This window comes from Aureimonas psammosilenae (genome assembly GCF_009176975.1).
Taxonomy (GTDB): Bacteria; Pseudomonadota; Alphaproteobacteria; order Rhizobiales; family Rhizobiaceae; genus Plantimonas; species Plantimonas psammosilenae.
This window is the reverse complement of sequence record NZ_WEZG01000003.1, coordinates 227568-239985: the sequence shown is the minus strand read 5'-3', so window position 1 is coordinate 239985 and position 12418 is coordinate 227568. Positions and strand designations below refer to the sequence as shown.

At 65.6% G+C, this 12418-nt stretch carries 11 protein-coding genes; 9 read left to right on the top strand and 2 right to left on the bottom strand.

Features of this window, described 5'->3' with window-relative positions; translation table 11 throughout:
• Positions 1 to 212 precede the first annotated feature (212 nt).
• The gene (locus tag F9929_RS07850) at positions 213 to 659 is read right to left on the bottom strand and encodes a DoxX family protein (protein ID WP_152046003.1); all 447 of its coding nucleotides are present in this window, start codon (positions 657 to 659) and stop codon (positions 213 to 215) included.
• A gap of 253 nt (positions 660 to 912) precedes the next feature.
• Between F9929_RS07850 and F9929_RS07845 the strand changes: the two genes are divergently transcribed.
• Positions 913 to 1314: a hypothetical protein gene (locus tag F9929_RS07845; protein ID WP_152046002.1), complete on the top strand. Its 402-nt coding sequence runs from the start codon at positions 913 to 915 to the stop codon at positions 1312 to 1314.
• 63 nt (positions 1315 to 1377) lie between these two features.
• Here the strand turns inward: F9929_RS07845 and F9929_RS07840 are convergent, their stop codons facing one another.
• The gene (locus F9929_RS07840; protein WP_152046001.1) at positions 1378 to 2118 is read right to left on the bottom strand and encodes an SIMPL domain-containing protein; all 741 of its coding nucleotides are present in this window, start codon (positions 2116 to 2118) and stop codon (positions 1378 to 1380) included.
• Positions 2119 to 2252: 134 nt separating this feature from the next.
• Between F9929_RS07840 and F9929_RS07835 the strand changes: the two genes are divergently transcribed.
• The 8 genes from F9929_RS07835 to F9929_RS07800 all read left to right on the top strand — a co-directional run bounded on the left by F9929_RS07835 (position 2253) and on the right by F9929_RS07800 (position 12404).
• Positions 2253 to 3137 (top strand): ABC transporter substrate-binding protein, encoded by an 885-nt coding sequence (locus F9929_RS07835; protein WP_152046000.1) that lies wholly within the window; start codon positions 2253 to 2255, stop codon positions 3135 to 3137.
• Positions 3134 to 5119 (top strand): Fe(3+)-hydroxamate ABC transporter permease FhuB, encoded by a 1986-nt coding sequence (gene fhuB / locus F9929_RS07830; protein WP_152045999.1) that lies wholly within the window; start codon positions 3134 to 3136, stop codon positions 5117 to 5119. The genes F9929_RS07835 and fhuB overlap by 4 nt, the downstream gene beginning before the upstream one ends.
• Positions 5116 to 5922 carry an ABC transporter ATP-binding protein gene (locus tag F9929_RS07825; RefSeq protein ID WP_152045998.1) on the top strand — a complete coding sequence of 269 codons (807 nt, stop codon included), beginning with the start codon at positions 5116 to 5118 and terminating at the stop codon, positions 5920 to 5922. Before fhuB ends, F9929_RS07825 begins: the two co-directional genes overlap by 4 nt.
• Before the next feature lie 84 nt (positions 5923 to 6006).
• Positions 6007 to 8112: a transketolase gene (gene tkt / locus F9929_RS07820; RefSeq protein WP_152045997.1), complete on the top strand. Its 2106-nt coding sequence runs from the start codon at positions 6007 to 6009 to the stop codon at positions 8110 to 8112.
• A gap of 38 nt (positions 8113 to 8150) precedes the next feature.
• Complete coding sequence (gene gnd, locus F9929_RS07815) at positions 8151 to 9164, top strand: phosphogluconate dehydrogenase (NAD(+)-dependent, decarboxylating) (RefSeq protein ID WP_268915642.1); 1014 nt, start codon at positions 8151 to 8153, stop codon at positions 9162 to 9164.
• Positions 9164 to 10642 (top strand): glucose-6-phosphate dehydrogenase, encoded by a 1479-nt coding sequence (gene zwf, locus F9929_RS07810; protein ID WP_152045995.1) that lies wholly within the window; start codon positions 9164 to 9166, stop codon positions 10640 to 10642. Before gnd ends, zwf begins: the two co-directional genes overlap by 1 nt.
• Positions 10624 to 11472, top strand: coding sequence for a Cof-type HAD-IIB family hydrolase (locus F9929_RS07805; RefSeq protein WP_210251317.1), 849 nt, complete (start codon positions 10624 to 10626; stop codon positions 11470 to 11472). Before zwf ends, F9929_RS07805 begins: the two co-directional genes overlap by 19 nt.
• A 113-nt stretch (positions 11473 to 11585) precedes the next feature.
• On the top strand, positions 11586 to 12404 hold the full coding sequence (locus tag F9929_RS07800) for an alpha/beta fold hydrolase (RefSeq protein ID WP_152045994.1): 819 nt from the start codon (positions 11586 to 11588) through the stop codon (positions 12402 to 12404).
• Positions 12405 to 12418: the final 14 nt, after the last annotated feature.

Sequence of the window (12418 nt, the reverse complement as noted above, 5' to 3'; positions counted from 1 at the left end):
GCCGGCCAAAGCATGGCCGTGCCGCTGATGAGGAATGCGCCCACCATCAGGGGGTAGCTGATCCGGAAGGCTTCCGATGGAGAGATGGAATCGCTCATCGCTATCCCCATGATTTGACGGGGATATCGCCTTGAAAGACCTAAGATAGGATCAATGACGAAGCGGTGACGGCAATTCACCAGACGACCGCTGAGCTTAGCGGTCGCCCATCGTCAAACGGTTCGAAGCAGCGAAGGGTTGTTCTGGCGCGGAACGCTGCGCTTGCGCGATCCCGACAGGATCGCCGCCACCATCAACCCGCCGATCAGCGACACGTGTTCGGTCGCGAAGAAGAAGTGGATCATCGCCTCCTCCCCGGTCATGGTCCAGAAATGGTGGACGATCGGAATGGTCAGCACCGTGAAGACGGCGAGCGCTCCTGCGCCCAGCCAAGCCATTCGATCGAGGATCACAAGGGCGGAGCCAACAAGAAGGGTCACGATCGAGGCGATGTTGAACGCGATGGCTGGCTCCAGCCCGTAACGGGCCATCTCGGCGACGCCGTTCGGGAAGTCGATCAGCTTCGACAAACCGCTTCCCCAGAAGGCGAAAGTCAGAACGATTCGCGCCAACACGCGGAGCCAAGTCGAAGCGATCAGGCTCGATACGAAGGATGGCATCCGACGGCACCCGCAAGCGAACGTTCCGACCATCCTACGCCTGTATGACGCCAGGGAAGTATTGATTGCGACATTCCGGCTCGTCCCACGCGACGCGAAGCTGGCCTTTTTGCCCGAGAACTCCTTCGATGGCCGCGACTTCATTGAACGCGGAATGAACGAGGTCTTCCGTCTGCGTTCAGGCGGGAAGCGCCATAGGTTGTTCCGGCCGGCACGGAAGCCCCGCTTTCGGAGCCGAGACAGGAGGTTGGACATGATCAGGAACTTCGTTCACGGCATTCTCGTCGCGGCAACTGTGGTCGGGGGTTTCGCGGGTCTGGGGATCGCGCCCGCAGCGGCGGCATCCGATATCCGCATGGTGGCCGGCGGGGGTGTGCGCGTCGAGCCGATTCAATATCGCGAATATCGCGATCAGTACGAGCGTCGTGGCTGGGACCGTCGTGGCGACCGCGATCGCGGCAATTTCGAGCGTCGCGATCGCGGATGCAGCCCGCGCCTCGCGGTGCGCAAGGCTTACGATCTCGGGCTGAACCGCCCGCGCGTCGTGCGCGAAGGCCGGAACTCCGTCGTGGTGGATGGCGTGCGGCGTGGCCGGCTTCAGACCGTGCGCTTCGCCAACGATCGCGGTTGCCCGGTGATTTCGGTTCGCCGCTGAGCTTTACGGATCTGTTATCGATCGAACGGCCCGGCGACCACATCGCCGGGCCGTTTTCGTTCGTCAGGATTTGGGCACGATCGCGAATGTCATCGTGACGTTGGCGCGCATCGTGGTTTCGCCCGCTTCCACCGGCACCGACGATTTCAGGGCGGCGGCGTCCGCGCGCATCATCGGGGCGGGCATGGGCACCATCGGCATCCCCATCTCCACCGTCTGAATGCCGACAACATCGCCGAGCCCGACGCCGGCGGCTTCCGCCAGGGCCCGCGCCGTTTGCGTGGCGTCCTTCACGGCGGCGGTCTTGGCGTCCACCCGCAGCTTGTCCGTGTTGTCCACCGCAAACGCGATGTCGCCGCCGGAATTCACGCCGAGCGTCACGGCGCGGTCGAGGATATCGCCGGACTTGGCGAGGTCGCGCAGCCGGATCGTCAGCCCGTTGCGCACCTCGTAGCCGACGAGTTCCGGCGGCTTCTGCTCGTTGCCGTTGGCGTTGTCATATCGGTATTGCGGCGAGATCGAGAAGCCGGACGTTTGAAGATCGCGCGGTTCGATGCCGAGTTCCTTCATCCCGGCGATCACCTTGGCCATTGATTCGTTGCTCTGATCCAAGGCCTCGCGCGCCGTTGCCGCGTTGCGTTGAACCGCGAAGGTGATCGTCGCCAGATCGGGCGCGGCGCTCGCCTGGCCTTCCCCCGAGACGGTGATTTCGCGGCGCGGCGGCTGTGACGCGCCGTCCTGTGCCATCGCCGCCAAAGGCGACAGGACGAGAAGGCCGGCAAGGGCGAATCGGGGCAGGGACATCGACAGAACTCCTGACTGGGGATGTGCGACATCCCACGCGAATATGGCGGAAGACGGCCCCTAGGGCTTTCCCGTCGTTGACGGCTGCTCAAACTTGAATATGACGGTCCACAATTCGAACGGTCACGCGGACGATGCCCGGCTTCATCCTTCATCCGACCCGGCGCGGTTTCGTCGCTGGCGCGCTTCTGGCGGGTCTTCGCCGCCCCGCCTCGGCTTCGGTGCCGATCCGTGTCGCCTCCATGGACTACACGCTCGCTGAGATCTGCGTCGTTCTCGGCGCGCCTGCTTTCGCGGTCGCGGGGGCCGAGGATTGGGGGAAGTGGGTGGTGGAGCCGCCCTTGCCGCCCGGCACCATCGACATCGGCGACAGGCAGACCGCGAACTACGAACTTCTGGCGCGATTGGCGCCGGAACTGATCCTGACGACGCCTTATCTCGATTCGGTTTTGCCGACGCTGGAGCGCATCGCGCCGGTGCTGCGCGTCGGCATCTACGAGGAGGGCGCCGAGCCGCTGCCGCGATCGATCGACGCGACCCGCCTCCTGGGCGAACGGCTCGATCGACGGGAGGTGGCAGAGGCTTATCTCGCGCAATCTGACGCGCGTTTCGATGACCTTGCCCGGCGCGTGCGCAGGCTCGGCGCGCCGCCGGTCCTCAGCATCGGTTTCGTGGATGCCCGCCATGTCCGCGTGTTCGGTGGCAAGGGCCTGTTTCAGGGAGCGCTCGACCGGATCGCGCTGCCCAACGCCTATACGGGACCGACGAGCTATTGGGGCTTCGAGACGATCGGAATCGAGGAACTGGCGCGCTACGGCGACGCGCACCTGATGATCTTCGAGCCGGTACCGCCCGACGTGATGCCGACTTTGCAACGCACGCCGCTTTGGACCGAGCTTCCCTTCGTGGAGGAGGCGCGCGTTTCCGTTCTGCCACCGGCGCTGACTTTCGGCGGCGTCGCCACGGCTCTGCGCTTCGCCGATCTCGTTGTCGGCGAGCTCGAAAGGCAGGCCGCGTGAGCGCCGCACCGAGCCGTCGCCTGCCGTTTCTGGCCATTGCCGGTCTTGCGGTGCTGGCCGTCGCGGCGACCGCGCAGAACCTCTACGCGCCGCTGCTTCATCTGAGGGAAGGCGCGGCAAGCGCCGGCTATGACCCCGAGCGGATGGTGCTGCTTTATTCGACGCTGCCGCGGCTTGCGATCAGCCTCGTCTGCGGGGCGGCGCTCGGCGCATCCGGCGCTCTTCTGCAGCAGGCGCTGCGCAACCCGCTGGCATCGCCGACGACGCTCGGCTTCGATGCCGGCGCGCGGCTGGCGCTGGTCGTGGCGACGCTCTTCTTCCCCGCGCTTCTCGGGATCGGGCGCGATCTCGTGGCGATCGCGGGAAGCACTGTCGCGGCGGGGCTCGTCTTCCTTCTCACGCGCCGGCAGGATTTCGCGCCGGTGCCCCTCGTTTTGTCCGGTCTCGTGGTCAGCCTTTATTGCGGAGCGCTGGCGGCGATCCTGACTCTCCTGAACGACCGCTGGCTTTCCAGCCTCTTCATCTGGGGCGCGGGATCGCTGTCGCAGCAGGGCTGGTCGGCGACGAGCGATCTGGCGCTTCGCCTGATCGTGCCGGCAGTCCTTGCGGTTCTCCTTATACGGCCGCTGAACCTCCTCGATCTCGGCGAAGAGAATGCGCGCTCGCTCGGCATGAATGTCGGTCTTCTGCGCGTCCTCGCGGTGGCTTTGTCGATCATGCTCTCCGCCTTCGTGACGAGCGCGGTCGGGGTCATCGGCTTCGTCGGCCTCGTCGCGCCGATCCTGGCGCAGCTTTCGGGCGCGCGGCGTTTCGGTGCGCGGCTGCTTCTGTCTTCGCTTCTCGGCGCGCTTCTTCTATGGGCGACGGATGCCGGCGTGCAGGCCTCGGCCGGCGCGCTCGCGGATTTCCTGCCGACAGGCGCGGTCACGGCCTTTCTCGGCGCGCCGCTTCTTCTCCTCCTGCTGCCGCGCTTGAAGCGCTATGCCCGGCCGCTCTCCGCCGCCAGAACCCGCATCACCGATGCGCGGCCGCAAGCCCGAACCCTGGTTCTTTTCGCCTTTGCACTGGTTCTCCTCGGTACGCTTTCGGTCTTGATCGGCCGCGACATTCATGGCGGCTGGACGATCCTGTCGCCGGGCGAGTTCGTGGATATTCTTCCTTGGCGAGGCCCGCGCCTCGTCGCGACGCTATGCGCCGGGGCGATGCTGGCGCTGGCCGGGGCGCTTCTGCAGCGCTTGACAGGCAACGTTCTGGCCGGGCCGGAAGTGCTCGGCATCGGGGCGGGGGCCACCATTGCCGTGGCCCTGACGCTGTTTGCCAGCGCTTCGCTCGGAGGCGTCGGGCAGGGCGTGGCCAGCCTTCTCGGCGCGTTCGCGGTTCTGGCCGCGATCCTGTCCTTCTCGCACCGCTCCGGCTTCCAGCCCGAACGCGTGATCCTGACCGGCATCGCCTTGTCGTCTCTGCTGGATGCGGTGGTGGGCGTCTTGTCGGCTTCCGGCGATCCGCGCTCCGTGCAGCTTCTCGCCTGGCTCGCGGGAGCGCCGGGCGGCATCGGCTGGGATGTCGCCGGTCAGACCTTCGCGGCGGCGGCCATCCTGTCCGTCTTGTCCCTTCTCCTGTTCCGCTGGGCCGCGATGATGCCGCTCGGGCCGCTCTTCGCCCGCGCCCTCGGCGTGCCGTTGACGCCCGCGCGCTTCCTCATGCTGCTTGCCGCCGCCTCGTTGACGGCCGCTGCGACTCCGATCCTCGGCCCGTTGAGCTTCGTCGGCCTGATGGCTCCGCAGGCGGCGCGGGCGATCGGGCTTCGCCGGCCGCTGCCTTATCTCTGCGGTTCGCTGCTGGCAGGCGCAGCCCTCGCGGCGCTTGCCGATTTCGGCGCGCGGGCGGCGGTTTTTCCGTGGCAACTGCCGACGGGCCTCATCGCCGCGCTGGTCGGAGCGCCGGTGCTCCTTCTCCTCCTCTCACGTCGCGAAGCCGCATGAACGCCATTTCGCCCATCAAGCCGGATGCCGATACCGCGCTCTTCATCCTGAACGGCGCGACATTCGAGGTGGACGGCCGCCGCCTGCTCGGACCGGTCGACATCGCCTTTCCCGCCGGGCGCATGACGGGGCTGATCGGGCGCAACGGGTCGGGCAAATCGACGCTCCTGAAACTCCTGGCGCGCCAGGAAGATCCGAGCGCCGGCGAGGTGCGTCTTGCAGGCAAGGCGCTGTCGGATTTCGCCGCGCGCGCCTTTGCGCGGGAAGTCGCCTTCCTGCCCCAGACCTGCCCGCCGGTGCCGGGAATGCTGGTGGAGGAACTGGTGGCTCTCGGCCGCTATCCCTGGCACGGCGCGCTCGGGCGGGTGACGGAGGCCGACCGCGCGGCGGTCGCGCAGGCGATTGATGCGACGGGCATCACTGAGCATGCGCGGCGCGATGTCGAAAGCCTGTCCGGCGGCGAGCGCCAGCGCGCCTTTATCGCCATGCTGATCGCGCAAGGCTCCGGCGCACTGCTTCTGGATGAGCCGATCTCCGCTCTCGACGTCGCGCATCAGGTGGAGGTCCTGGCGCTCCTGTCCTCGCTCTGCCGCGAGCGGGGGCTCGGCATCGTGGTCGTTCTCCACGACATCAATCTCGCGGCGCGTTTCTGCGACCGGCTCGTGGCCCTGCGCGACGGGGCGCTGATCGCGGAAGGCCCGCCGGCGGAAGTCCTGGATTCGGTGCGTCTGGAGGCGATCTACGGCCAGCGCTTCGAAATCCTCGAGAGCCCTCTCGGGCACGCTCTCGCGTTCCCCGTTTGAAGAAGTTGCGCGATCCGCGAAGCCCGCCCCATCGCCGTCTTGAGTAAAGAGCCTATCTCAGCGCGCAAACAGGGATTTTGGAACATGAGCGCTCTTCGCAAGGACGTCTCCCACGACGCCACCGATGGCACCAACGAGCAGCTTGCGATCGACACGATCCGCACGCTGACGCTGGATGCCGTCCTCAAAGCCCATTCCGGCCATGTCGGCGCGCCGCTGGGCTTGGCCCCCGCCGCCTACACCTTATGGACGCAGTTCCTGCGCTACGATCCGGACAAGCCGGATTGGCCGAACCGCGACCGCTTCGTCCTGTCGGTCGGCCACGGCTCCATGCTGCTCTACGCGCTTCTGTTTCTCGCGGGTGTCCGCGAGATCGACGCGGAGGGCAAGGAAACCGGCAAGCCCGCCGTGTCGCTGGACGACATCCGCCAGTTCCGCCAGCTCGATTCCAAGACGCCGGGCCATCCCGAATATCGCATGACCACCGGCGTCGAGACCACCACCGGCCCGCTGGGTCAGGGCTGCGCTAACTCGGTGGGCATGGCGCTCGCCGAGCGCTATCTCGCCGCTCATTACAACCGGCCTGATCACACGATCTTCGATCACGACGTCTACACCTTCTGCGGCGACGGCGATCTGATGGAAGGTGTCGCCAGCGAAGCGGCCTCGATCGCGGGCCATCTGAAGCTGTCGAACCTTTGCTGGGTCTACGACAACAACCGCGTTTCCATCGAAGGCTATACCGATCTCGCTTTCTCCGAGAACGTCATCGACCGGTTCCGCGGCTATGGCTGGAACACGGTGCATGTGGCGAACTTCAACGACACGGCGCTGATCCGCAACGCCATCGAAGAGTTCCGCCGCACCTCCGACCGCCCGACGCTGATCGTTATCGACTCGGTCATCGGCTTCGGTCTCCAGAAGCAGCAGGGCACCGCCAAGGCGCATGGCGAGGCCTTCGACGCCGAGGATGTGAAGGGCGCCAAGCGCGCCTATGGCTGGGACGAGAACAAGGACTTCTTCGTGCCGGACGGCGTGCCGGAGCGTTTCCGCGAGGCTGTCGGCGGGCGCGGCAAGCAGGCTCGCGACGAATGGGAAAAGACCTTCGCCGCTTATGCCAAGGCCTATCCCGAGCTTGCCGCCGATATCGAGAACATGCGCCAGGGCAAGCTGCCGGACGGTTGGGATTCGGCCATTCCGAGCTTTCCGGCCGACCCCAAGGGCGTCGCCTCGCGCGATGCCGGCGGCAAGGTGCTGAACGCCATCGCCGAAAAGGTGCCGTATCTCATCGGAGGCTCGGCCGATCTTGCGCCTTCCACCAAGACGCTTCTGACCTTCGACGGCGCGGGCTCGTTCGAGGCGGATAACTACGGTGGCCGGAACCTCCATTTCGGCATCCGCGAGCATGCGATGGGCTCCATCGCCAACGGCATGGCGCTGACATATCTGCGCTCCTACACCGCGACATTCCTCGTCTTTTCCGACTACATGCGTCCGCCGATCCGCCTCGCGGCGATCATGGAGCTGCCGGTGGTCTTCGTCTTCACGCACGATTCCATCGGCGTCGGCGAGGACGGGCCGACGCACCAGCCGATCGAGCAGCTCGCCAGCCTTCGCGCCATTCCGGGCCTCAACACGATCCGGCCCTGCGACGCCAACGAGGTGGCGGAAGCGTGGAAGGCCGCCATGCGCCAGACGCACGAGCCGACTGCGTTGATTCTCTCGCGCCAGCCGTTGCCGACGCTCGACCGCTCGAAATTCGCCTCCGCCGAGGGGCTGGCGAAGGGAGCTTATGTGCTGGCGGGCGAAAAGGACGAGCCGGAAGTGATCCTGATCGCCACCGGATCGGAAGTCTCGCTCTGCATCGAGGCGCACGAGAAGCTTCAGGCCGAAGGCGTCAAATCGCGCGTCGTTTCCATGCCGTCCTGGCACCTCTTCGAACGCCAGGAGCAGAGCTATCGCGATGAGGTCCTGCCGCCGGACATCATGGCGCGCGTCGCGGTGGAGCAGGGCGGCTCGCTCGGCTGGGACCGCTATGTCGGGGCCAAGGGCGCGCAGGTGGTGATGACCACCTTCGGCGCTTCCGCTCCCATCGCGAAGCTGCAGGCGAAATACGGTTTCACCGTCGACAACGTGGTGAAGCTCGCAAAGGAGCAGATCGCCGCGCGCGGCACGGCCAAGAACGCCTGACGACAGCTTGAAGCGGGCGCACACCGGCGCCCGCTGCCATTTCTTCAAAGAACGCCGCACAGGACGGAAGCCACATGCAGATCGGGATCATCGGCCTCGGACGGATGGGCGCCAACATCGCGCGCCGTCTCACGCGCGGCGGCCACCAATGCGTCGTCTTCGACCGCAAGCCGGAAGCGACGCAGTCTCTGGCGGCCGAAGGCATGACCGGGGCGACGTCGCTGGAAGACATGGCCGAAGCGCTCGCCACGCCGCGCGTCTTCTGGGTGATGCTGCCGGCGGGCGATCCGACGGAACAGGCGATTCAGCGCCTCGCCGCCATCGCGCAGCCCGGCGACGTCATCATCGACGGCGGCAACACCTTCTACAAGGACGACATCCGCCGTGCCAAGGAACTCGCCGGCCGGCAGGTTCAGTATATCGACGTCGGCACGTCCGGCGGCGTCTGGGGCCTCGAGCGCGGTTATTGCATGATGATCGGCGGCGAGGTGGAAACGGTCCGCAACCTCGATCCGATCTTCGACACGCTCGCGCCCGGACGCGGCGAAGTGGAGCGCACGCGCGGCCGCGATACGGCCGACGACCGCGCCGAACGGGGCTATATCCATGCCGGCCCGGCGGGCGCCGGCCACTTCGTGAAGATGGTCCATAACGGCATCGAATACGGGCTGATGCAGGCCTATGCCGAGGGCTTCGACATCCTGAAGACCAAGAACTCGGATCATCTGCCGCAGGACGAGCGCTACGACCTCAACCTTACCGACATCGCCGAGGTCTGGCGTCGGGGCTCCGTTATTTCCTCGTGGCTGCTCGATCTGACGGCCGAGGCGCTGGTGAAGGACCAGTCGCTGGCGCAGTTCTCCGGCCATGTCGCCGATTCCGGCGAAGGGCGCTGGACGATCCACGCCGCGATGGAAGAAGCGGTACCGGCCTATGTTCTGTCCGCCGCGCTCTACGCCCGTTATCGCTCGCGCCAGGAAGCGTCCTATGCCGACAAGCTTCTGTCGGCCATGCGCTTCGGCTTCGGCGGCCATGTGGAGATCCCGCAATAATGTACGCGGTCTCGGATGACGGCGCGGCGCCGCCGGCAACGCTTGTCATCTTCGGCGCGACGGGCGATCTGACGCGCCGGCTTCTCGTGCCGGCGCTCGCCAATCTCATTCGCGACAAGCTCGTCCTGAAGGAAAAGTTTGCGATTCTCGGCGTTTCGTTCGAGGACGAGACGGCCGAGGGCCTGCGCGAGAAGCTCGGCGAGTTCTGCGTGGACTGCGGCGGGGCCTGGGATGAGCTGAAGCCGCGCGTTCATTACATCCAGGGCGATTTCCTGGATGATGCGACCTACCGAGCGGTGGGGGCGAAGCTCGACGAGATCGGCTTCGGCAATGCGGGCTTCTACCTGGCCGTCGCGCCGAACTTCTTTGGCGAGATCGCCGAGCGATTGGCGAAGGTTGGGCTTCTGGAAGAAACCGAAGACGCCTTCCGCCGGCTGATGGTGGAAAAGCCCTTCGGACACGATCTCCAGTCCGCGCGTGCCTTGAACGCGCGGCTTCTGTCCGTGATGGACGAAACGCAGATCTACCGGATCGACCATTTCCTCGGCAAGGAAACGGTTCAGAACGTCATGACCACGCGCTTCGCCAACAATCTCCTCGAAGCCGTCTGGAACCACCGCTACGTCGACAACGTCCAGATCACCGCTGCCGAAACGGTGGGTGTCGAGAAGCGCGGCAAATATTACGACGCCACGGGCGCGATGCGCGACATGGTGCCGAACCACCTGTTCCAGCTTCTCGCCGCGATCGGCATGGAGCCGCCGAACTCCTTCGGGGCAGAGGCCGTGCGCACCGAAAAGGCTAAGGTGATCGAGGCGATCCGGCGCGTGAAGCCGGAAGAAGTGGGAAGGTTCTCGGCGCGCGGCCGGTATGGGTCGGGCCGGATCGGCGAAACGGATGTGGTCGCTTACGGTGAAGAGCCGAATGTCGACCCCGCCGGCTCCACCGAGACCTATGTCGCGATGAAGCTCTTCGTGGACAATTGGCGCTGGGCGGGCGTTCCCTTCTATCTGCGAACAGGCAAACGCCTGACGGCGCGCGACACGGAAATCGTCATCGCCTTCAAGCCGGCGCCCTATGCCTTATTCGAGCATACGGACGCCGTGGAACTGCCGGCCAACATCATGACGATCCAGATCCAGCCGAACGAGGGCGTGTCCATCCGCTTGTCCGCCAAGAAGCCGGGGCCGCGCATCTCCATCGTGCCGGTGGATCTCGACTTCACCTATGCCGAACAGTTCAAGATCGGCCGCTCGACCGGCTACGAAACGCTTCTCTACGATGCGCTGATCGGCGACCAGACACTGTTCCAGCGGGCCGACATGATCGAAAACGGTTGGGCGGCGGTGCAGCCCTTCCTCGATGCCTGGGGGCAAGACGGGGAAGTCGAGACCTATGAGGCGGGAAGCGCCGGGCCGGAGAGCGCCGAGCGATTGATCCGCGAGGATGGCGACCGCGAATGGCACCCGATCGGATGAGGCGACCCGCGACGGCGCTCGGCGATCTCCGCCTCGTCGTGTCCGATATCGACGGCACGCTGGTGAAGAACGACAAGTCGCTCGCGCCGGAAACCGTCTCCGCCGTGAAGCGTCTGCGGGCGGCCGGCGCCGGCTTCACTTTGATCAGCGCCCGGCCGCCGAGCGGTCTCGGTGGTTTGATCGAGGAACTCGGTCTCGATGGCCCGCTCGGCGCCTTCAACGGGGCGACCATCTTCCAGCCGGACGGCAAGATCGTGGAAGCGCATCGGCTAGCCGAAGACACTGTGCGGGGTATGCTCGACCTTTATGAGCGGCACGGCGTGCCCGTTTGGATCTTCGCCGACGGGCGGTGGATGACGAAGACGCGCGACATGGCGCATGTGGCCCAGGAAACCATCGCCGCGCGGCAGGAACCGCTGGTGACGCCGGACTTCGAGGAATGGCTCGCCCGCGTCGATAAAGTGCAGGGCGTCTGCGACGACCCAGAGTTGCTCGGCTCGATCGAGATGGAATTGAAGGAGCGTTTCGATACGGCTGCGACGATCGCGCGCTCGCAAACCTACTATCTCGACGCCACTGCGCCGAAGATGGACAAGGGCACCGGCGTGCGCGAACTGGCGAAAGCCTTCGGTGTCGAACTCGGCGCGGTGGCGGTCGCAGGAGACATGCCGAACGACCTGCCGATGTTCCGTGTCGCGGGTCTCGCCGTCGCGATGGGCCAAGCCGGCGACGATGTGAAGGTCGAAGCAGACGTTATCGCGAAATCGAACGATGAGAACGGTTTGGCGCTGTTTCTTGACCGTATTTCGGAAGCACGCGCAGATCCTTGAGCGTTTCGTGCGAGCCAATTCCGCGTTCTTTCGAGTTTCGATGCCCCTCCTTCGACAAACCGGAACCGCGCCATAGAACAGTGCGGGAAACCGAACGAAAGCGGAGAATCCAGATGGCGTATATCGAGGGCAAGAACGGCGTGATGCTGCACGTCAAGGATGTCGGGCAGGGAAAGCCCGTCGTCCTCATCCACGGCTGGCCGCTGACCGGGGATATGTTCGAATACCAGACCCTCGCGCTGATCGAGGCCGGCTATCGCGTCATCACCTATGACCGGCGCGGCTTCGGGCAGTCGGGACATCCGGCCACCGGCTACGACTACGACACCTTCGCGGATGATCTGGCGGCGGTTCTCGACAAGCTCGACCTCCAGGGCGCGGCGCTCGTCGGCTTCTCGATGGGTGGCGGCGAGATCGCTCGCTATCTGACCCGTCACGGGGCGGGACGGATTTCGAAGGCGGTGCTGGTCGCTTCCGTCGCGGGCTATCTCCTGAAGGACGACAGCAACCCCAATGGCGTCGACGCCAGCGTCTTCGAGGACATGAAGCGCCAAATCCGCGCCGACCGCTTCGCGTTCCTCCAGAGCTTCGCCAAGACCTTCTATGGCGTCGGCTATGTCACGAGCCCGGTGAGCCAGGGCGTTCTCGACTGGAGCTTCATTCTGGCGGTGATGGCCAGCCCGAAGGCGACGGTGGATTGCGTGGACGCCTTCGGCAAGACCGACTTCCGGCCGGACTTCAAGTCTTTCACGATTCCGACGCTGGTGATCCACGGCACGGGCGACAAGACGGTGCCGATCGATGCGACGGGCCGCGTGGCGGCCAAGAGCATTCCGGGCGCTCAGTTCATCGAATACGAAGGCGAACCGCACGGTCTCTTCGCCACCGCGCCCGATCGCCTGAACGCCGATCTCCTGAAGTTCCTCGGCTGATCGCTCTAAAAAGA